Annotated in this window: 21 protein-coding genes; 13 read left to right on the top strand and 8 right to left on the bottom strand. The window is 43.2% G+C overall.

The features are described 5' to 3' along the window. Positions 1-100 precede the first annotated feature (100 nt). The 3 genes from B1K52_RS06830 to B1K52_RS06840 form a co-directional block, all read right to left on the bottom strand. Positions 101-532 (bottom strand): hypothetical protein, encoded by a 432-nt coding sequence (locus B1K52_RS06830; protein ID WP_077306635.1) that lies wholly within the window; start codon positions 530-532, stop codon positions 101-103. A gap of 100 nt (positions 533-632) precedes the next feature. Next, positions 633-1,859 carry a glycosyltransferase family 4 protein gene (locus B1K52_RS06835; protein ID WP_077306637.1) on the bottom strand — a complete coding sequence of 409 codons (1,227 nt, stop codon included), beginning with the start codon at positions 1,857-1,859 and terminating at the stop codon, positions 633-635. Between the two features lie 139 nt (positions 1,860-1,998). Beyond that, entirely contained in the window at positions 1,999-2,727 is a 729-nt protein-coding gene (locus tag B1K52_RS06840; protein ID WP_077306639.1) for a glycosyltransferase family 2 protein, read from the bottom strand. 86 nt (positions 2,728-2,813) lie between these two features. Here B1K52_RS06840 and B1K52_RS06845 point away from each other — a divergent pair, with 86 nt between their 5' ends. Next, positions 2,814-3,902: a glycosyltransferase family 4 protein gene (locus B1K52_RS06845; RefSeq protein WP_077306641.1), complete on the top strand. Its 1,089-nt coding sequence runs from the start codon at positions 2,814-2,816 to the stop codon at positions 3,900-3,902. Here B1K52_RS06845 and B1K52_RS06850 read toward each other — a convergent pair. The 3 genes from B1K52_RS06850 to wecB are packed head-to-tail and all read right to left on the bottom strand — an operon-like array spanning position 3,881 to position 6,784. Continuing rightward, positions 3,881-4,714, bottom strand: coding sequence for a dTDP-4-dehydrorhamnose reductase family protein (locus B1K52_RS06850; RefSeq protein WP_077306643.1), 834 nt, complete (start codon positions 4,712-4,714; stop codon positions 3,881-3,883). The genes B1K52_RS06845 and B1K52_RS06850 overlap by 22 nt on opposite strands. After that, positions 4,714-5,700, bottom strand: coding sequence for a polysaccharide biosynthesis protein (locus B1K52_RS06855; RefSeq protein ID WP_077306645.1), 987 nt, complete (start codon positions 5,698-5,700; stop codon positions 4,714-4,716). Before B1K52_RS06855 ends, B1K52_RS06850 begins: the two co-directional genes overlap by 1 nt. Next, positions 5,693-6,784: a non-hydrolyzing UDP-N-acetylglucosamine 2-epimerase gene (wecB, locus tag B1K52_RS06860; RefSeq protein WP_077306647.1), complete on the bottom strand. Its 1,092-nt coding sequence runs from the start codon at positions 6,782-6,784 to the stop codon at positions 5,693-5,695. Before wecB ends, B1K52_RS06855 begins: the two co-directional genes overlap by 8 nt. Positions 6,785-6,949: 165 nt before the next feature. On the opposite strand from wecB, the gene B1K52_RS06865 reads away from it, so the two are divergent. The 6 genes from B1K52_RS06865 to B1K52_RS06890 all read left to right on the top strand — a co-directional run bounded on the left by B1K52_RS06865 (position 6,950) and on the right by B1K52_RS06890 (position 11,771). Then, positions 6,950-7,450 (top strand): hypothetical protein, encoded by a 501-nt coding sequence (locus B1K52_RS06865; protein WP_077306649.1) that lies wholly within the window; start codon positions 6,950-6,952, stop codon positions 7,448-7,450. Between the two features lie 115 nt (positions 7,451-7,565). Further along, a complete protein-coding gene (locus B1K52_RS06870) occupies positions 7,566-8,777 on the top strand; it encodes a glycosyltransferase family 4 protein (RefSeq protein ID WP_077306651.1) in 1,212 nt (403 codons plus the stop codon). A gap of 14 nt (positions 8,778-8,791) precedes the next feature. Next, the gene (locus tag B1K52_RS06875) at positions 8,792-9,691 is read left to right on the top strand and encodes an NAD-dependent epimerase/dehydratase family protein (protein WP_077306653.1); all 900 of its coding nucleotides are present in this window, start codon (positions 8,792-8,794) and stop codon (positions 9,689-9,691) included. An 87-nt stretch (positions 9,692-9,778) separates the two neighbouring features. Beyond that, entirely contained in the window at positions 9,779-10,402 is a 624-nt protein-coding gene (locus tag B1K52_RS06880) for a DUF1796 family putative cysteine peptidase (protein WP_143588851.1), read from the top strand. A gap of 12 nt (positions 10,403-10,414) precedes the next feature. Then, on the top strand, positions 10,415-11,308 hold the full coding sequence (locus B1K52_RS06885) for an NAD-dependent epimerase/dehydratase family protein (protein ID WP_077306655.1): 894 nt from the start codon (positions 10,415-10,417) through the stop codon (positions 11,306-11,308). A 91-nt stretch (positions 11,309-11,399) separates the two neighbouring features. Then, positions 11,400-11,771, top strand: a complete 372-nt coding sequence (locus B1K52_RS06890; protein ID WP_077306657.1) for a hypothetical protein — start codon at positions 11,400-11,402, stop codon at positions 11,769-11,771. A 347-nt stretch (positions 11,772-12,118) separates the two neighbouring features. Here B1K52_RS06890 and hisA read toward each other — a convergent pair whose 3' ends face one another. Together hisA and B1K52_RS06900 are read right to left on the bottom strand one after the other, a co-directional pair. Further along, complete coding sequence (gene hisA / locus B1K52_RS06895; protein WP_077306659.1) at positions 12,119-12,874, bottom strand: phosphoribosylformimino-5-aminoimidazole carboxamide ribotide isomerase; 756 nt, start codon at positions 12,872-12,874, stop codon at positions 12,119-12,121. A 77-nt stretch (positions 12,875-12,951) separates the two neighbouring features. Further along, positions 12,952-14,469 (bottom strand): glycosyltransferase family 2 protein, encoded by a 1,518-nt coding sequence (locus tag B1K52_RS06900; RefSeq protein ID WP_256855860.1) that lies wholly within the window; start codon positions 14,467-14,469, stop codon positions 12,952-12,954. Between the two features lie 261 nt (positions 14,470-14,730). On the opposite strand from B1K52_RS06900, the gene B1K52_RS06905 reads away from it, so the two are divergent. The 6 genes from B1K52_RS06905 (at position 14,731) to B1K52_RS06930 (ending at position 20,403) form a co-directional block, all read left to right on the top strand. Next, positions 14,731-15,399, top strand: coding sequence for a peptide-methionine (S)-S-oxide reductase MsrA (locus B1K52_RS06905; protein ID WP_077306661.1), 669 nt, complete (start codon positions 14,731-14,733; stop codon positions 15,397-15,399). 9 nt (positions 15,400-15,408) lie between these two features. Beyond that, on the top strand, positions 15,409-16,128 hold the full coding sequence (locus tag B1K52_RS06910) for a GNAT family N-acetyltransferase (RefSeq protein WP_077306663.1): 720 nt from the start codon (positions 15,409-15,411) through the stop codon (positions 16,126-16,128). A 73-nt stretch (positions 16,129-16,201) separates the two neighbouring features. Then, positions 16,202-17,023, top strand: a complete 822-nt coding sequence (gene yidA, locus B1K52_RS06915) for a sugar-phosphatase (protein WP_077306665.1) — start codon at positions 16,202-16,204, stop codon at positions 17,021-17,023. Continuing rightward, positions 17,020-17,898, top strand: a complete 879-nt coding sequence (locus B1K52_RS06920) for an aldose 1-epimerase family protein (RefSeq protein ID WP_077306667.1) — start codon at positions 17,020-17,022, stop codon at positions 17,896-17,898. The genes yidA and B1K52_RS06920 overlap by 4 nt, the downstream gene beginning before the upstream one ends. Positions 17,899-18,257: 359 nt before the next feature. Continuing rightward, a complete protein-coding gene (locus B1K52_RS06925; protein WP_077306669.1) occupies positions 18,258-19,442 on the top strand; it encodes a NupC/NupG family nucleoside CNT transporter in 1,185 nt (394 codons plus the stop codon). Positions 19,443-19,587: 145 nt separating this feature from the next. Beyond that, on the top strand, positions 19,588-20,403 hold the full coding sequence (locus tag B1K52_RS06930; protein ID WP_077306671.1) for a VOC family protein: 816 nt from the start codon (positions 19,588-19,590) through the stop codon (positions 20,401-20,403). The last annotated feature ends 40 nt before the right edge of the window (positions 20,404-20,443 follow it).

Raw genomic sequence — 20,443 nt, forward strand, 5'->3', positions numbered from 1 at the left:
AGTTCACCACCTCTCTACATTACAATATGAGAGTAGCGGCAGAACAGGCAGGGCTATTAGGAAAAGAGGGCAAGCAAAATTTGCTCATCCTCTTGAAGCATTACCCGGAAAACGAAATTCCGTTAAAGCTCTCTGGACCTACTCGAATTGCTCCAACTATGTTCGTTGAGACGAACGCAGTATACGTGAGTTGCCCGCTTGCTGGTGGTGGAACGTTAATGTCTGACCCGTTAAAGGTAAACGACTGCGGTCCCAGTATTTGCAGGTCTAGGTTGTAAACAGCTGAGAATACTAATGGATCTGTTGGTGCTGTACCTCGTACGATTCTAACTTGCACGCTAGTCAGTAAAGGAAGCAGGGGAAGCTGTATAGAGATAATACCGCTTAGCTGTGTTCGAATCGGGGATGTTGCTTCTGTTACGACTAGACCAATTTGACCAAACAAAACTGGCGTGCCGGCTGCGATTGGTGAGGAAATAGAACCTGACGTACTGGCGTTCTGGGATGTTCTTGCATCAAGAAGTATGGTCAAGGTGATGCCCTCCTCTCATAATGAAGATATTTTATTGTATGATTCGTACTTCATTGCGAAAGGGACAGCCAACCAAAGGCAGTTGAATTGATTTTCATGCTCACTCGGGAAGCCCGAGTGCTTTTTTATATAAATTGACAGTATTGTATCCCATGTTTATCAAGGACCATTGCTGCTCTGCCCACAGCCTAGCTTGGTGGCCCAGCTGCTGGCGAAGCGCGGTATCTTGCAGAAGCCGAGCCAGCTGATGCGCCAAACTTTCAGGATTAGCAGTTTCTGAGAGTAATCCTGTTACGCCTTCTTGCACCATTTCAGGTAAGCCGCCAGCATCGCTTACTACAACAGGTAGACTACTGAGTTGTGCTTCTATAACGGAGTACGGCTGTGTATCCTGCAGACTTGGTGAAACAAAGATATCAGCGGTATCCAGAAAGCCCTTTACGTTTGGTACGGAGCCAAAAAGTTTAATGTCTGCTGTCAGGTCTGCATCCTTTATTTGATTCTTAATCGATTTAACAGCATCGCCGCTGCCAAGTAGCCAGCATTCCCAATTTGACGTGATTGTTTTTAGCTGTTTCAATGCTTCCACAAGAATGTGTACGCCTTTTACTTGCACGATTCTGCCTGCAAACAAAATAACCGGCTTCTTTTTAGCTGGTATTAGTTCCAACTGCTGCGGACTCTGCCGGAAAGTTTCTATATCTATTCCATAAGGAAATTGAACAAATCGTGATTCTGATATATGGTGCTGCTGCATAATATCTACCTTCGTAATATTGGCTGGTGTATGGATCAACTCACTACCATGACAGCCGATGTGCTCCAAGTGTACGTTATATTGGTATTCAAAGCTTTCATACAGTTCTGCAGGTTCTATCTTCGGATGGCGTCCCTTAATAGATAGTGCTATTTCCTTTGATAGATAGCCATGTATACTGGTGACGATAGGAATATGCGCGGGTTTTATTCGAGCAATTGCCGCAGCCGCAATGATATCCTGGGCATGGATAATATCGTACTTGGATAAGTCCAGTGCTAATGCGGTTAATTCCAGACTGTATTTCAAGACTTCCGTTAAATAAATGGAGGTATAGGATTCCAGCTTTGAAAAGGTTGCTAACATTTCTTCTTCAATAAGAGGTTGGATGTCGGACACTTCAAAAGGAGCCTTCTGTCCAATTATCCGGTATTCGGTCATCGCTTCATTCTGAGCTAAGATATCAACTTCATGTCCTGTTCTTGTCAATTCGTTGCGGAGGTTACGTACTACTGTCCACAATCCTCCGACATAAGGAAGCGGATAATAGGAAACGATTAAGATTTTCATATATATTAGCTCCCTAGTTTGTTTTTCCGTACCGTTCCATAAGCGGAAGGAGTCGGATATCTGGTATACGGTATCCAGGAGGGGCAAGTTTAATTAATGAAGCTAACTGCTTCTTATTCATAAGACAAACTCCTTCATTTTAAAATATAGGGTGTTTTTGCAAGTATTCTTCTAGAATCGGGCGATAGTGTGTTTCGATTGTGTTCATTTCGTGTAAGATTTGCGGCTGGAATCTGGAAGTGCCGGATTCCTCATGGGAACGAAAGTGGATAAGTGGCTGGTCAATATAATGCATTCGAAAACCGCTCAGCAGGATTCTGAACCACAAATCATAATCATGTGTATATAAGAATCCAGGGTTAAAGGCCCCGGTAGTATCAAAGACGTCTTTTCGGATTACAATGGTGCATCCGTTGACGGGATTTACTGACAGGAAAGTTTCATAAACCTCTCTTAAATTATTCGTAGGAGAGAAACGTTTGCCACACCAAGGAATGAAAACTTGATTATCTTTATCCATTAGGTGATAGTTGGAAAAGCAGACTGGTGCATTATTGGCTAGCATATAGTCCAGTTGAACCTGGATTTTATGCGGCAAAAACATATCATCAGAGCTTAGCCACGCTATATATTCTCCGGTGGCATGCTGGATACCATAGTTAAGTGCAGTGGCCGTTCCGCCATTTTCCTTCTTTATATAAGTGATTTGGTCTAAATAAGGCTGAATCTTATCAATCTCTTCTGTAGATCCATCATCTACCACGATTACTTCGATATTCGGGTACGTTTGCTCTAAGGCACTTTGAATGGCAACAGGAACATATTTATCATTGAAAAAAGGGATGATGATCGTTACTTTCGGCAGCATTGCTGCGTCCTCCTAAATATCATATTTTTTCTGCCTCCAGCATAAGCATGAAATGGATATTGTACGCCTAGTAAAGGAGGCAGAACATGAAGGTGTTATTTGTTTTTTACGTTCCGAGCGGTGGCGTGGAAACGCTTAATCGACAGAGAAGAGCTGCGTTGGAGTTGGAAGGCATCTCTGCTCACTTTTTGTATTATGAAAAACGCCGCGAACTCGTAAATGACCATGGAGCGCCGGTGTATATAACAAACGAAGATGCAGACATCAAGCAGATATTCGAAGCCAATAATTTTGATGCGGCTATCGTCACATCTGATTTCTTGAGTTTTGCCCGTTTTCGAAGACTAGGATTTACAGGCAAGCTTATATTGGAATCACAAGGATTCGGACCAAAAGAAGTTGCTTACTCGCAACTGGAGCTTGCAGTGCCATTGGTTAACAGTTATGCAAACGGCTTGCTGCACCCCATGACAGAACATATTGCAGATATATACCAGCATTTTTATCCAACAACACCTACATTTGGGTTTGATATATGCTTCGATACGGACAGCTTTGCGTACATGGCTGGAACAGCAGCTGAAAAACCAATCATCGCTTGGGTGGGCAGATTAGAAGACAATAAAAACTGGCGGGAGTTTCTCCTGATAGCTCATAAACTGCTGACAGAATATCGCCAAGATTTGCAGTTTTATATGTTCCATGATCCGTCGCTGGCGACACAAAGTGAGAATGACGCGTTTGAACAGATGCTGGACAGCTTGCAGCTGCGTGCGCATGTGTCTATTTTTCCGGATGTACCGCATACCGATATGCCGTATTACTTCTCTTTGATCGGTGATTCAGGCGGTTTTTTATTATCAACATCCAAGGTGGAAAGTGCAGGCTATGCAGTAATAGAAGCCATTAGCTGCAGCTGCCCCGTATTAACCACAGATTCTGATGGCGTACGCCGAGCGGTAATTCATAATCAAACAGGGAAATATTACGATATAGGCAATCCAGATTCAGCGCTTCGAGAAGCGAAAGAGTTAATAGTCAATACAGACCAACGCACTTATATTCGAGAGAATGGACTCCGGCATGTGAAGGAAAGGTTCAGTCACAGTTCCTACGCAAGCTCGTTTAAGCAAATGCTGCTGGACTTAGGCATTCAAGATACGAGTAACGGATAAATTTGCTTTTGCTCCTCCAGCATCTCACGAAAGCTTGGTACAGCATATGCAGGTGATTTTCTGGTGTTTACAATGGTTCGATCCAGCACATGAGCGGCATCCGGGGTAATGTGGATGTCGTTTTTTTGATAGACCTCTTTGAAAAGCATTAAGAGGTCGTGTTTGCTTATTGTATTTTCAGGGCAAAGGTGGAATAATCCGCTTGTTTGCTGTTGAATGAAGAAGTCTGTTGCTTTGGCCAACTCAAGTGTTGTTACACCATTCCAGTAAACGTTCTCAAATCCTTTAATCTTTCCGTTCTGATTCATAAACCAATGAAACAGCCCAATGCCATCTTTCTTAAGCTCAGGTCCGATAATCGAAGTTCGTATAGTTAGATGCGGTTCTGCTGTGATTTCACCTAGCTGTTTAGATTGTGCATAAACGGAGTCTCCATCGCGGAAGTCCGTTTCTTTGTATTGCCCAGTTTTACCGGAGAAGACACAGTCAGTGCTGATCTGAATCAAGCGACCTTGTTTTCTACTCATGAAAGCAGCAAGCTGATGAGGCAGCAGGCTGTTCACTCGGAAAGCTAAAAGCGGGTTTTGCTCTGCAGCCTCATTCAGGATTCCGGTACAGTTGATGACAATCTCTGGTTCCAGTGAATTGATCAGCTGTTCCAATGCAGAAGTGTCAACTGCATCGAGATAGATACTATTCTTATCCGTTCGATCGCGGGAAGTATAATACACATCGTAATCCGGCTTTTTGCGCAGGTAACTGTACATTACATGCCCCGCCATTCCCTTTCCGCCGAGGATAAGTATCTTCATTAAATAAAACCACCTTTTGCGAGCATGCTTTGGATTTCCTTAAGTGAAAGCAGGTTCTGGCTGGAATTGTAATCGGTAATCTCCACTTTTTTATAGCCTTTATATTGGTCTTTAATTGCATCCGTTTTGATATCGGGCAGAATAACGAAGTAGCGATCGTCATACACAATTGCCGAGTTGCTTTCATTAATCGTTAATAACAGCTCATGAATTTTCTCGCCAGGACGAATACCTAATGTTTCAAATTCAATATCCTTCGTGCCAGAGGCTTCCATTAATACTTTTGCAAGATCCGTAATTTTAATAGCCGGCATCTTCATGATGAAAATTTCCCCGCCGACTGCTTCAAAGGTTGCTTTAAATACAAGTTTAATCGCGTCCTCTACAGTTAAGAAGAAACGTGTCATTTCGGGATCTGTGATGCCGATTTTTCCTTTTTGGTGAATTGCTTTCTTGAAAACATGAATGACGCTTCCATTTGTTCCAAGTACATTACCACCACGGATACATACGAATGTTGTGTTAGCATGAAGGGTATTCGCGTGTGTAATTAGCCTTTCTCCCATTGCTTTGGAAAGGCCATAGAAGTTTGCAGGATCTGATGCTTTGTCGGTTGAGATGTAAATGACTTTATCGATCTTATGGTGGATGGCTGCATCAATGACATGCTGTGTTCCTAATACATTGGTTTTAAGCGCTTCTAGCGGCTGATCTTCACAAACTGGTACGTGTTTGAGTGCTGCAAGATGGAATAAATAATCCACGCCTTCTGTTGCTTCGATTAATGCTTCACGGTCGCGGATATCACCGATTTTAAATTGCAGTTTCGGGTTGTTGTCAAACTCATGCTTCATCGTAAACTGGTGGGATTCATTACGAGAGAAAATGCGTATCTCTTTTGGGCGGTGAAGCAGCAGCTGTTTGACAAGCTCATAGCCCCACGAGCCAGTTCCTCCAGTAATAAAAATTGTTTTATCTTTAAACAATCTCCAAACCTCCTAAAATAATTTTGATAACCTTATCCGATACATTCGGGTCAGCATATCCTTTGGGAAACTCCCAATCTTTCGCAGCAGCGGCCATAATGATGGCGGACCGTTCAATCGCAGCGGCGTCAATGCCAGAGACGATATTGCTGCCGCAAGCGACAGTTTCAGGGCGTTCCGTCGTTTTGCGTACTGTCACTGTTGGTACGTGGAACAGACAACATTCTTCTTGTACCGTTCCGCTGTCGGTCAGTGCCAACAGTGCATGTTTCTCGAGTGTGACAAAATCAAAGAAACCAAACGGCTGGTGAAACTCAACGAGCGGACTCACTGTTACATCGTTTAGCTGACTGATCTTTGATTGGGTCCGTGGATGGATGCTGCAAATCATGCGCTTGTTTAGTTTCTCAGCAGCAGCGCTTAACCCATTGATAATCGTCCGCAGTTTATCTGGATGATCAACGTTTTCTGCACGGTGTATGGTTGTTAGCAAGTAGGAATGTTTCTTCAGCTTGAGTTCTTCTAAGATGCGACTTTGTTGAATACTGGCTGCATACTGCTTCAGCACTTCAAAGATTGGATTTCCTGATACGACGATGCGATTCGCCGGAAGACCTTCGCGTAGTAGATTTTCTCTGCTGCCAGGTGTATAAGGCAGGTTGAGACTCGAGATTGCATCAATGACGCGTCTGTTCTTCTCTTCTGGTACTTCCAAATCAAAACAACGGTTGCCTGCTTCCATATGAACAACAGGTATGTGCATCCGTTCCGCGAGTAAAGCGCTAAGAGCGCTGTTGGTGTCTCCTAGCACAAGTACTTTATCCGGTACCTCCTTTTTCAGAATGACTTCCAGCTCTTTATACATCGTTGCCAGCTGTTCGCCTAATGTCTGTTGACTCTGTGACAAGATGTAATCAGGCTTTCGGATGTGCATTTCATCAAAAAATACATCACTTAAATTGGAGGTGTAGTTTTGACCGGTGTGAACAAGTACGTGCGGTTCTGCCAGCAAATCTAGTTTTTTGATTATGATAGATAGCCGGATGATTTCAGGGCGTGTTCCTAAGACAGTTAAAACCTTCACAAGTAACCTCCTTTAAAACCGCTATCCACAAGCGTATTTTCGTTGATTAGTATATGGATAGATTTAGAAAGGGATTGGATAGATACACAGTAATGACGTTTTTTCTTGTCAGGAATAACAACGGCGAGGGATATTCATATACTAGCTGTGGAAAGGATGATGAAAGTGCCGAATAAAATAACTACGCGACTATATGGCAGAAGAGCAATGGGCCCTTCCGCAGGAGGAACTATCTGGGGAGGCGCGTTTTCACCTACAAGAGGCTTTCCGGCGACGTTTCCTGCAGCAGTTCCGCAAACAGAACAGGCAGAAGAAGTCCCGTCACCTGTAAATGCACCTCCAGTTGATGCAACCTCATCTATCGCAGGCAGTGCAATTGTTCCAGGTATAATTACGCCACCGGCAATCGAGGCAGTTAATCCAAGTTTGGAAAGTACAACGCCTTGGGAGGCGCCTGTAACAGAAGCGCAGCCAGCCGTGCCTTTATCCGAACCACAGGGAGCAGCTGTACCAAATTTTGTGCCAGCAACTCCTGTTCCATACCAGCCAGAACATATAAACGGATTTAAAACGGAGTTGAATGCGGACGGAACCAGATCGATTTCTATTAATAACAGCCGGATTACCATACCCGATCTCGATATCTTAGCTTCCATTCCTGACTGATTGAGCTTCCTGCTGAGGCAGGAAGCCTTTTTTGTGCCAGGCACATGCTTTCATTTGCACCATATACTGTTAAAGGCTTATCAATGGGCGTTTTATTTGTATGGGAGGAAATATAATGAAAATCTTGTTAGCAACATATTGGTCCATTCCGCATTTGGGCGGGGTATGGAATTATCTTTCCCAGTTGAAAAGCAGTCTGGTGGATCTGGGCCATACTGTAGATATTATGGGTTATGGCGGGGAGAACACGTATATTCAAGTCTCTGGGCGCGAGAAGACCATTCCAAAGGAACGTTGGTCTGCTTATGTGTATAGCATCCTTCAGAAAAACAATTTCCCAAAAGTTTATTTGAATCATCTAGTCGAATACACAGAAGTGCAGCGGTACACGTATGAACTAGCAGCTGCAGAATTTGGGCTTGATGATTATGACATCATTCACACGCACGACGTCATTTCCACGGTGGCACTAGATCGAGCACGACCTGAAGGCGTTCCGCTTATCGCCACTTTGCACGGATTAGTGTCCCATGAAATACGTCATCAGCTTACAACCATCCACAAATCTCCGACATCCAATCTTGCCCGTGCCTATTTTGATGAGATTGAAAGATTAGGAGCTTCTAGTGCAGAGGTGACGATTACAGCTAATGAATGGCTGCAGAAAATATTAGTGGAAGAATTCGGAGTGCCTGAAGATAAATTCGAAAAACTGCATTATGGGTTCTCGGTAGAACGTTTTCAAGAAGAGCAATCTAAACCGACAACAATGCAGACACCGCCAGAGAAAAAAGTGATTATCTATGCGGGAAGACTTATTGAACTCAAAGGTGTTCATCACCTCATTGACGCGTTAGCATCCTTAAAAGATCGTGATGATTGGGTTTGCTGGATTGTCGGAGACGGCAATCGAAAGCAGCATTTGCAAGCCCAAGTGACAAGTTTGGGGTTGGGGGATAAGGTGCTTTTCCTTGGCAAGCGAGAGGACGTTCCGGTTCTGTTGAAACTAGCGGATATTAGTGTGCTTCCAAGTTTGATGGATAACCAGCCTCTAAGTGTTATCGAATCGCAGGTTAGCAGTAAACCTGTAATCGTGACGGATGCGGGCGGGCTGCCGGAAATGGTCGAAGATGGAGTAACAGGTTTAATCGTGCCAAAGGGGGATGCATCGGCTTTACAGGGGGCAATTGAAACATTGCTGGAAGATGATGACTACCGAAGGAAGCTTGGGGAGCAAGCACGAGAATGGGGCCTGCAGCATTGGTCAATGGACGTAGGCGTGGAACGACTCTTGGAAATTTATAAACGCTTTGCACCAGACAGCTGATTAGGAGGTCCATTATGAAGATAATTGTGACTGGCGGAGCAGGATTTATAGGTTCTCACCTTGTGAAGACTTTACAAAGTGAGGGGCATGAGGTTGTCATCTTGGATGACCTCTCAGCTGGAAATACTGATATTCCGCAGGATGTACGGCTGTATCAATTTGATGTTAAAAGTGCAGACGCGTATCGTGCCGTCATTGAAGAGCAGCCTGATATACTGTTCCACTTAGCAGCGCAGGCAGATGTAACAAAAAGCATATTAAACCCAGTGCAAGATGCAGATGTAAATATTGGCGGCACAATCAATATGCTGGAAGCGAGCCGTACTGCAGGAGTAAAGAAATTTATTTTTGCGTCCACCTCTGCTGTCTATGGTGACATCCAAAAGGTTTTGATTCAAGAAGAAGATATAGCGAACCCAATCTCTTATTATGGCTTATCCAAACTGTCTGCTGAGAAATACATCCAGCTATTCCACCAGTTTTATCAACTTCCTTACACAATCCTCCGTTACGGAAATGTATACGGACCGGGGCAGAAACCGAAGGGCGAAGGCGGTGTTGTGGCAGTATTCTTAGAAAAGCTGAAGCGAAAAGAACCGATTATGATCCACGGAGATGGCACCCAATCAAGGGACTTTATCTTTGTGAACGATATCGTAACGGCTAATATTGCCGCAATGCAGAAGGAAGAAAGCGGTACTTATCATGCTAGTACTGGTACCAGCACGTCGATTCTTGATCTAGTCGCATGTTTTAAGCAGTTACATCCTTCCTTAGATATGCAATTCACCTCTAGCCGATCTGGAGACATTTCTCACAGCTGTCTTTGTAATGATAAAGCCGTTGCGCAACTAAAATGGCTTCCATCTACATCTCTTACAGATGGTATACAAAAGGCATGGAGCCAGATGTAATTTCTTTTAAACTGGACGGTTTGCTCTTCCGTAAAAACAGAGGAGTGAATCTAATAGATAGGGGAGATTGCAAAAGGAGGAATATGTGTGGGAAACGATTTGATAAAAGGCGGTTATGATGCTGTTTATAGTCTTGGAGATCTCTGTCTTGGAGCCATTCAAATGAAGAAGAATAATCTTCGGCCATTTTCGGGGCCGCTTGATTGGATGGGATCGCCGCTTCTGCCTAATGTGATACAGCTGTTCGAGAAGCGTTTTGCGGATTTTATGCTTCATGAAAATCTGCGTATTGCCGGCTACGCAACAGCAGATATGTTGCTTGTCTCGGACGAAAGAAATTTAATTATGTCCAATCATGACTTTCATGCAGCGCAGAACAGCCTGACACAGCTGCCGATGTATCCGCAGGTGAAGGAGAAACTGGATCGCCGTGTAAACCGGCTTTTGGAAAAACTGATTACAGCAAAGCGTATATTATTTATTCGGACGAATGCCACACTCGAGGATACGGCAGAGCTTCAGCGAGTTCTCCGTTCAATTATTGAACATGATTTTCGGATCCTCATAGTGAACCATGGCCCAGTTTCTGGGATTGTTGAAAAACATTGGCCAATAGATAACGTCTATAGCGTAGAGCTGCCAGACAATGAGATTTGGGAAGGGAATAATGCACTGTGGAAGCAGTTGTTTCAAGATGTGCATTTGATGTAACAGGAGGTATGTATGGAAAAGCGGATTCTAATTACAGGGGCAAGCGGTTTTACCGGTCGTCATACAGTAAGGCATTTTCTGAAAAAAGGGTATGCTGTAGATGCGGTGACAAGGCAAACGAAGCTTGATGACATTGGAGAGAAGCTAACAATTCATACACTTGATTTGACGGAGAAGACGGCCGTACATGCACTGTTGGAAAATATAAGGCCAGATTATATTCTTCATCTTGCAGGAGAGAACAGTGTATCTGCATCTTGGGAAACACCATTAAAAAGCTGGCAGGCAAATGTGGAATCTACACTTCATATAGTGGAATCAATTCGAACAATTGAACTCCCGGCTCGTTTGGTGGTTGCTGGAAGTGTGCTGCAAGATGAAATAGCTAGCCTGGCAACGCCAACGCACCCATATAGTCTAACAAAGACATTGCAGACAACAGTAGGCCTCGCCTGGCATAACCTATTCGGTACAGATGTTATGATTGCCAAACCTTCTAATCTAATAGGTCCGGGAAAATCAAACGGTGTATGCACAGTATTTGCAGAACAAGTTCGTCAGCTAAAGGAAACAGGAAAAACGGAATTCTACGTTGGTGATGTCACCGTAACAAGAGATTTTATTGATGTGAGAGACTTGGTGGAAGCTTACGAAGTGTTGCTTTTGCATGGTCAGGCTGGAGAAACGTACGAAATCACTTCAGGACGATGGGTTTCTTTGGGAGAAATTTTGTCGGTACTCCGGCAAGTGAGTAACTATAAGTTCTCAATACATGCGAAAACAGAGGCAGCAATCGAAGCGAAACTGTCAATGACAGCCGAAAAAATTCGTGCACTTGGCTGGGAGCCGACGCGTACGCTTTCTGCTTCTTTAAAAGATGTATGGGAATATGCAGCCAACAGATAGTTTGTTCACACTTTCTTTACGTGCTATACAAGGTGTAAGCGTTGTATTTCGTACAGCTATGTCATATAGTGAACCCATAGGAGGTGTTTATATGGGGATTTTTGATTCCTTTAAGGAACTTATCGGTAACAAGATAAGTGATATTGCACCAGAAGAGCTTGTTAATAAAGCAGGTGAACTGCTGAACGGTGAGCAAGTATCCGAACAAGCGCAGCAAGCTGTTGATTCTGTAACAGAAGCATCAGGTGTTGATAATCTAACTGATCAGGCGAGCGATTTGGCACAGCAGGGCACAGAGCTGGGGCAAGAGGCTATGGACCAAGGAACAGAAGCGTTACAAGGTGCTGCGGACCAAGGAACAGAAGCAGTACAACAGGTAACCGAACAAGCCAATGAAGCGACAGGAAGCTTAACTGAGAAAGCACAAGGTTTGCTTTCAAACTTCACAGATAAATGGAAATAAGAAGCTGAAACATAACTGTTTAAGCTATGCTATTTAAAAATCCAAACCATACTGCAATTAACAGCAGCGTTGTTTGGATTTTTTCATGGGGAAACTAAGATGAGCGCAACGCTTCGGAAATACACTCCGCTGTTTTGAATTATGGGAAACCTTCACTAGTATAGGTGGAATATGGAGACTCCTCGAAAATAAGAAGCGATTTTCTTGTCGGTGTCTTATTTCAAAAGCTATTAGTGTCCAACAGTAACAGCAAGAGTTGAAGAGGCAGCCGCCGCCGGAGGACTATATTAAGAATGGATGTATTAATTGTTCGCTATTATACTAAATTAATCGTGTCCCAGTCTCTTCTAGTTATTCTCTTTCGTTAGAACATCAGCTAATGAAACATTACCGCCGAATAAGTCGAGTGCACTTCCGATTGTATAACACATGTTATGATTCGTTAATTTTCGGAAGAGGTCGATATCTTCCAAGGAGCGTATTCCCCCAGCGTATGTTGCTATTACTGGCATGTGAGCGGCCAAATGACGGACAAGCTCTTCTTGGATGCCATTTTGTTTTCCTTCTACGTCCACGGCATGAATGAGGAATTCATCGCAATAAGCAGCGAGCGCTGTTAAATTCGCAGCGTTAACTTCAAAATCGCTCCGTTTCGTCCACCGATCTGTGGCAACGAACCATTTTCCGTCATGGTACGTACAGCTCAAATCAATAACAAGTCGATCTTTGCCGACTGTTTCTGTTATTTTTCGCAGTCTGTCTTCATCTAATATACCGTCATGAAAAATATAAGAGGTGACAATAACGTGACTTGCACCAGCCTCCAGGTAAGCTGCCGCATTCTCAGGATTGATACCGCCTCCGATTTGTAACCCACCGGGATAAGCTTGAAGTGCTTCTTTTGCTGCTTGCTCATTACCAGGTCCGAGCATGATAACATGTCCTCCTGAAACTTGTTTTTCCTGAAATAACGCAGCATAGTGTGCAGCGCTGTGGGAAGAGACAAAGTTCTCCACCACTTTGTCATTTTCTGACGTAATGGAAGAGCCGACAATTTGCTTTACTTGTCCATTATGTAGATCAATACAAGGTCGAAATAACAAGGCGATCCCCTTCTTTCTGTCTATTGCTCCAAGTATAAAGCAAAAATGCCGCCCTAGGAAAGGGCGGGTTATTACAGTTATGCTTGATGTCTGCCTCGCAGTGTCCAAATCTGATAGACCATAATAAGAGACATCAAGATGGTCAAGCCGGTTAAACCAATCCATCCAGCCATTAAGTAAGGACTTGTCGCTTCTTGGACTGCCTCACTCGTCAGGTAATCGCGGAAATAGTAACAAGCGAAAATGACAAGACTAATGACTAACAGTAAAGCAAGTACACCTTGAACGAGCTTGCTTTTCGTTTTGCCTGCTTCTGCTTGATATTGGTTTGCCCAGCCATCTTTTTTATCATTGGATAGTTTTTCGCCCCAAACTTGAGCAAAAGTCATCAAATTTACCCATAAATAAATTTCCGGACTTATGAGCAAAAACGCGAGTATGACATCAATGGGTCGATGCATCGGAGTCTTGAGTGCCAGAATAGCATTCAGTAACGAGGCGAGTCCAATTGGGATTACCCAAATCCAGGACCACTGAAATTGGTCGGTTGCAATTGCTGAACCAAGCATTAGTACAAAGATGACGCGGATGAGCAAATCCATTAATGATTTCATTTGAGAACGCCACAAATGACCGGTATGTCTTGTTTTCAACATTAGATCGCGATCGGTAAGCAGGCTGACTGTACCAGAACTCCATTTTACACGCTGATTACGGAATGTATGATAAGAGCGCATTGCATCGACAAAACAGCGTGCACGCGGACTGACTAGCGTTTTCCAGCCATTTTTCTGGAGTTGCCAAGTTAGCAGCATATCTTCTACATCGGAGTCATTTTGCCAAGGACCGTCCAGTTTATTGCTTTGCATGACTTCATATAATGCTTCAGGTCTGAATAACGTCGCCTGGCCGCCAAGCACATATGTGCTGCCGCCTCGGTACTGCAAGTTGAGGAGCCAGCTGGCCATGTCTTGCTTCTGCTGATGTGTCCACCACCTAGCCATTGGACCGCCATACTCTCCGCTGTAAAGCTTCTCTTCATAATAAGGATCATCTTTGGAGAGGAGACTTTTTTTCTTTGGCATACGCATTGTATATTTAGCCATTACGCCGCCAATATTTCGTGCACTCATTAATCCGTCCCATAAGTATTGAAGTGCTCGCGGAGCTAAACGACTATCGGCATCCATTCCGAGTATACCTTTAACAGAACGCTGGTAAGCTATCTCGTAATCTGTTCGTTCCATTTCGAAGATATCCATATTATCGCCATAAATGTTTTTCCAGACGGCATTCAGCGCTCCAACTTTTCGCTGTTTGTTATTTTCTGTTACGATAATATTAATAGACAATCCAAGTTCAACGCCCGCTTCCTGAGCAATTTCTTCGGTGCGATCCGTGCAATTATCTGCTACAACGAAGACGTCAAGTTCCACACCGCTAGGCAGTACCTGCTCTTTCAATCCCATCAAGCAGTCGTGGATGGCCTTTTCTTCATTGTGAGCGGGGATAAAGGCGACAATCCGCGGACGCATATATGTGCGCTTGATTTTAGATAAAGTACGTGTTTCCGTGCTGCCTGGAACAGTGATCATGTTTACTTGCTTCCTCCTTTTGAAATTAAGCGAGCAGGCTTATCGGAAGTTAACACATGCTGTCATAAGATACACGAGATGAATCTGCTCAAGCTTACTTACTGGTTCTTAAGTCACATAATAGCACAGAAGAATGCTGTTGGAAGGCAGAATCGTTAGTCAAATAAAGGGGTTATTCGCTAACCATTGGTCAACTCTTGTTGAATGATGTGGGATTTATTTACAGTTCTTTTGTTCTAGATAGAAAGGGTGTATAGGTAAATGGATACGAACATACAAGAAATAGAACAGCATATGCTGGAAAACAAACGAACAGATACCCTTGTCTTCGGGATGGGATGCTTCTGGAGTCCGGAAGCGAATTTCGGACAGCTGCCAGGAGTTCTTCATACACGGGTTGGTTTCGCGGGAGGAACAAAAACAAATCCGACATACCGCCAAATGGGAGACCATACAGAGACGGTGGAAGTAACTTTTGATTTGGATGTGATATCGCTTGAGCAGCTGCTGCGTAAGTTCTGGCAAGATCACAATCCAAATCGAGCTGTGTATAAGGAAAGACAGTACATTAGTCTTTTGCTTTATCGCAATGCCGATCAGAAGCGCGTGATGGAAATGGTTAAACGGCATTTGGAAACCGAACAAGATGATACGTTTTATACAGAAATAGCGCCGTTACACCAATTCGCTGAAGCGGAGCCGCATCACCAAAAATACTATTTAAAACGGTTTAAACGAGCGACGGAACAGCTGATGACTTGTTTTCCTAATGAAGCTGGCTTTCATCATTCAACAATCGTGGCACGGCTGAATGGATTTGTCAGAGAGTACGGAACCTTAGCAGCTATTAAACAGGAAGTTACACAATGGAGCATTTCAGAAGAAGAGATTTTGCACCTTCAGCAGCTGCTTGATCGATTGAAATGGTAGGTGACCGTGATGTCATTTCAGTACAACCTATTCCCTAATCAAATCGACATTGAACAAGTTGATAAGAACGTGAGTGTTCAGGAACTTCGCAGTTTGGTTGAGAAAGCAAATACAGAAATAGATCAAAATCCTTCTATTCATGTTCGAGTCATTATATATACAGAGGATGAAAGTTATGACACACTTCATAGCGAACTGCTCGATTATGGGTATAATCTGTTCGCTAAAAAGTATGTCTATCAGAAACAGCTGGCAAATGAACAAATGCTCCCAACTTATTATCGATGGGAAGCTGTGGGAATGGGCGAAACTACTGAAAATAAGTTTTTGAAAGTATGGGAGGCTTGTATGGTGGACTCGGCTAACAAAGCTTCCACGCGCCCTGCAGAATTTCAGCTGCAGGATGTGAAAGACCTGTTGGGAGATAATTGGCAGATGAGCTGCCGTATCATCTATCAGGGTGACGTACCAATTGCTATGACAATTCCGCATTTGGAACCAGGAAAAGATGGGGAGGGGCGCATCTATTATATCGGTTCTTTGCCAACTGTGCGTGGACAAGGTTTAGGGCAGCTCGTTCATGCGGCCAGCTTATTTATGCTTCAAGAAATGGGAGCTGTTGTATACGAAGGCAGCACGCATGCTGCCAATTTACCAATGCAGCGTGTTTTCAAAAAGAATGGCTGTATAAAAGAAAAGCGAATTGCAACGTATTACAAAGGAATGTGACAACTATTTATGTCATATTTCGCTATACTAGAAAAGAAAGTACATAGGACACTATCTGAGGGGGAAAAGGTATATGTATAAACTTGTTGCAATTGATATGGATGGCACATTGTTGAATGATCAGCATGAAGTAACAATGGAGGTGCATGAAGCGCTTCAGGAAGCCAAAAAACGTGGTGTGAAGATTGTGCTTTGCACAGGCAGACCGATAAATGGCGTGTATCGTTATCTGGAAGAATTGGTTTTAAATGAAGACGGAGACTTTGTTATCGCTTTTAATGGGGCGCTTGTTCAAAACGCGCATACGAATGAAGTAGTCTCGCAGTTATCTTTAACGCATGATGACTTTATTGATTTACATCAGCTTAGTTTGACACTTGAAACACCAATGCATTATTTCGATGCAGAAAACTTATATACTTCCAATCGGGATATTAGTAACTATACAGTTCTGGAATCTTATATGACGAAAATGCCGCTTCATTACCGTACAGTAGATGAAATTCCGCAGGAGGTGCTTATTCCGAAAATCATGTATATTGATGAACCAGCACGCCTGAGTGAGACAATTGACAATGTACCGGAAGAATGGAAAAAACGATACACGATGGTGCAGAGTGCACCATATTTCTATGAAATTCTGCATCCAGAAGCAAGCAAGGGGAATGCCGTGAAGCAGCTTGCGGAACAGCTCGGAATTAAACAAGAGGAAGTAATGGCGATTGGCGACAATGGCAATGACTTATCTATGATTCAGTATGCGGGCTGTGGCGTTGCGATGGAAAATGCAATTCCAGCAATCAAGGAAGCGGCTGATTATATCACTACCTCTAATAATGCGCATGGAGTGGCAGAAGCAATTCGTGAAAAGATATTGAAGGTGAACGAAGCATGATTTGTATTGAGAATGATCTATTGAAGGTGGAAGTAGCTGAATTAGGTGCCGAAGTGCGCAGTGTCTTCCATAAGGATACAGAGATTTCTTATATGTGGAGCGGAGATGCTGCCTATTGGGGTCGTGTGTCGCCCGTCTTATTCCCGATTGTCGGACGATTGAAGGATAATCAGTATAAAGCGGAAGGGAACACGTACGAACTTTCACAGCACGGTTTTCTGCGCGATGCAAAGTTTCAAGTGTTCCGCGCTAACAAATCTGCTGTTACATTCATTTTGGAATCTAATGGGGGTTACAAGGAAGTCTATCCTTATGAATTCCGTGTAGAGATTTCTTATCACTTGGATCAAGATAAGTTGTCCGTTGATTGGAAAGTGACTAATCTAGAGCAAGTGAAGACGATGTATTTCTCCATTGGAGCTCATCCGGCTTTTCGAATCCCGCTTGTACCGGGAGAAGAAACAGCAGATTATAAGCTTCAATTGAAACCCGTGCAAGGCAAGCAAGTAACCGCTTATGAACTAGTTGATGGCTTGATTCAGAAGAATGGTCAGCCAACAGTACTGCCGGCGACACCAGTTAAAGCAGATCTTTTTGCAAACGATGCGCTCGTATACGACCACATTGAAGAAGTGCATCTTCAATCAGAAAAAGGGAATGGCGTCGCTGTTGCAATGTCTGGTTTCCCATTTGTTGGTATATGGTCAAAATATGACCAAGCAACAGAAACGATGGCACCTTTTATCTGTATCGAGCCATGGTTCGGGATTGCTGATACAGTAGATTCAATGGGAGAGTTTTCGCAGAAGACAGGTATCCAGCAGCTTCTTCCGCAAAATGATTTCCGTTCTACTTATACGATGACGTTCCATTAAATAAGACGCCGCTGTTTCCGAACAGCGGTCTTTCTATGCGGGACGCATTCTGTAAAAGAGATCGAGAAATCGTGTATACATACAGCTTGTAAAGCGAAACTAAAAGGAGAGTAAATACCCTGTGTAAAAGCGCTTAATTTTGCGTTATACTAATTCAATTAGACAGGCTTGTCTTCTTCCCATTATCCTTGTACAATGCGAGACATAAGTTAGAATATTTCCAATACATTTATTTTTCACATGATGCTACGTAATGACGAATTAATATGGCATAATAGGACTCGTTGTGAAAAAAATGTTTTACTTTGATGAGTAATGTCGTCTAAAGCTTATGGCAAAAGGCGCGAAAGGGGAGCATCATGAGTTACATTATTGGTATCATTGGTTTATTCGTATTTATGGGGTTAGCATGGATAGCTAGTTCAAATAAAAAAATGGTGAAGATTCGCCCGATTATTATCATGATTGTGCTGCAGCTTGTATTCGGTTACATCCTCTTGAATACAGGAGCAGGAAACGTGTTGGTAGGAAGTATATCAACAGGATTTAATCAACTGCTCATTTATGCAGCAGAAGGAATCACCTTTGTTTTTGGCGGACTTGTGAACCCTGAAGAATCTACTTTCTTCATGAATGTTCTGCTTCCAATTGTTTTCATTTCAGCATTAATTGGAATTCTGCAATACTGGCGCATTTTGCCGTTCCTTATTAAATATATCGGAATTGCACTTAGCAAGGTGAATGGACTTGGGAAGCTGGAGTCCTACAACGCAGTTGCCTCAGCTGTACTAGGACAATCAGAAGTATTTATCTCTCTGAAAAAACAGCTTGGCTTGTTGCCGCGTCATCGTTTATATACACTTTGTGCATCTGCAATGTCTACTGTGTCGATGTCGATTGTCGGCTCTTATATGACAATGCTTGAGCCGCGTTATGTTGTAACAGCGCTTGTTTTGAACTTGTTTGGCGGATTTATCATTGCTTTGATTATTAATCCGTATGATGTAGACCCAGAAGAAGATATGATTGAGGAAGAAAAAGGCGAAAAACAAACCTTCTTTGAAATGCTTGGAGAATACATAATGGATGGTTTCAAAGTGGCTGTAGTCGTAGCAGCAATGCTAATCGGCTTTGTTGCCTTAATTGCCATGATTAATGGTATCTTTGATGCTATATTCGGTATTAACTTCCAAGAACTGCTTGGATACGTGTTTGCGCCATTTGCATTCTTAATGGGTATTCCTTGGTCACAAGCGATTGATGCAGGGAGCATTATGGCTACAAAAATGGTATCGAATGAATTTGTTGCGATGCAGACGCTAGACAGCGGGATTTACGTGTTAAGCGATCGTGTTACTGCAATTGTTTCCGTATTCCTCGTTTCTTTTGCGAACTTCTCTTCCATCGGTATTATTGCTGGTGCCGTGAAAGGTCTCAACGAGAAACAAGGGAATACGGTAGCGAAGTTTGGTCTGAAACTTCTATACGGTGCAACATTAGTCAGCTTCTTATCTGCAACAATCGTCGGATTGTTATATTGGTAATTAGAAGAACATCACGGAAACGTGGTGTTCTTTTTTGTTACTTGACGTTAATGGCTTTCTAAAATATACTTACTTACATTAAGTAAGTGATTGAGGGGGAGCTTTTATCTTTTATCAACAACCGCCGCAAACCTATGTTGGCCAAGTGAAATTACGAGTAGCAAATCTCCATCGATCCGTAGACTATTATACAAATGTAATCGGTTTGCAAGTAATCGAAGAGGAAACAGGCAGAGCCGCGCTTGGTTCAGACACTGATATTTTGCTGTATCTTGAGGAAGGCAAAGAGCTTAAGCAGAAGCCAGATCGGCATGCCGGTCTCTATCACTTCGCATTGCTGCTACCCTCAAGAAAAGATTTGGCAGATGTAGTTAAATTCTATGTGCTGCATCGGGTAGCATTCGGAGCATCAGATCATGGTGTTAGTGAAGCGATATATCTGAATGACCCTGATGGAAATGGCATTGAGATATACGCAGATAAGCAAGACACAAGTTGGAAATGGGAAAACGGAGAAGTTCAAATGACAACCGATCCGCTTGATGGACAGGACCTGCTAAAAGAAACTACCGAGGGGGAATGGACGGGTCTTCCGGCAGGTACTGTCATCGGCCATATACACTTGTATATGCGGCATATCGGTGAAGCAGCAGCATTTTATAACAATGTATTAGGATTCGAGACGGTTGTTTCAGGATATCCTGGCGCTTTATTTGTCTCCACAGGCCATTATCATCATCATATCGGACTCAATACGTGGCATGGAGCAAATGCACCTTCTATTAGTATAGATGAAGCTGGCATGGATTGGTTTACGATTGTCTATCCAGATGAAGATGTCCGTCGGCAAGCAATCGAAAGGGCAGAAGCAGCAGGTTTGGAAGTGAAACAGGAAAAATACACGTACTCACTCCAAGACCCGGTTGGTTCGACGGTAAAACTTACAGTATACAATAAATGAATAGACGCACGACGGCAGCTGCTGTGGTGCGCCTTTTTGT

The sequence above is a fragment of the Terribacillus halophilus genome (assembly GCF_900162685.1).
In the GTDB taxonomy this organism is placed as follows: Bacteria; Bacillota; Bacilli; order Bacillales; family Amphibacillaceae; genus Terribacillus; species Terribacillus halophilus_A.

What these genes read in the sequence shown, in the direction of transcription:
- B1K52_RS06885 (WP_077306655.1), top strand. Translation starts at nt 10,415, where the DNA reads ATGGAAAAGCGGATTCTAATTACAGGGGCAAGCGGTTTTACCGGTCGT.
- B1K52_RS06870 (WP_077306651.1), top strand. Translation starts at nt 7,566, where the DNA reads ATGAAAATCTTGTTAGCAACATATTGGTCCATTCCGCATTTGGGCGGG.
- B1K52_RS06840 (WP_077306639.1), bottom strand. Translation starts at nt 2,727, where the DNA reads ATGCTGCCGAAAGTAACGATCATCATCCCTTTTTTCAATGATAAATAT.
- B1K52_RS06875 (WP_077306653.1), top strand. Translation starts at nt 8,792, where the DNA reads ATGAAGATAATTGTGACTGGCGGAGCAGGATTTATAGGTTCTCACCTT.
- B1K52_RS06925 (WP_077306669.1), top strand. Translation starts at nt 18,258, where the DNA reads ATGAGTTACATTATTGGTATCATTGGTTTATTCGTATTTATGGGGTTA.
- B1K52_RS06850 (WP_077306643.1), bottom strand. Translation starts at nt 4,714, where the DNA reads ATGAAGATACTTATCCTCGGCGGAAAGGGAATGGCGGGGCATGTAATG.
- B1K52_RS06900 (WP_256855860.1), bottom strand. Translation starts at nt 14,469, where the DNA reads ATGATCACTGTTCCAGGCAGCACGGAAACACGTACTTTATCTAAAATC.
- B1K52_RS06920 (WP_077306667.1), top strand. Translation starts at nt 17,020, where the DNA reads ATGATTTGTATTGAGAATGATCTATTGAAGGTGGAAGTAGCTGAATTA.
- B1K52_RS06845 (WP_077306641.1), top strand. Translation starts at nt 2,814, where the DNA reads ATGAAGGTGTTATTTGTTTTTTACGTTCCGAGCGGTGGCGTGGAAACG.
- B1K52_RS06905 (WP_077306661.1), top strand. Translation starts at nt 14,731, where the DNA reads ATGGATACGAACATACAAGAAATAGAACAGCATATGCTGGAAAACAAA.
- B1K52_RS06910 (WP_077306663.1), top strand. Translation starts at nt 15,409, where the DNA reads ATGTCATTTCAGTACAACCTATTCCCTAATCAAATCGACATTGAACAA.
- B1K52_RS06835 (WP_077306637.1), bottom strand. Translation starts at nt 1,859, where the DNA reads ATGAAAATCTTAATCGTTTCCTATTATCCGCTTCCTTATGTCGGAGGA.
- B1K52_RS06890 (WP_077306657.1), top strand. Translation starts at nt 11,400, where the DNA reads ATGGGGATTTTTGATTCCTTTAAGGAACTTATCGGTAACAAGATAAGT.
- yidA (WP_077306665.1), top strand. Translation starts at nt 16,202, where the DNA reads ATGTATAAACTTGTTGCAATTGATATGGATGGCACATTGTTGAATGAT.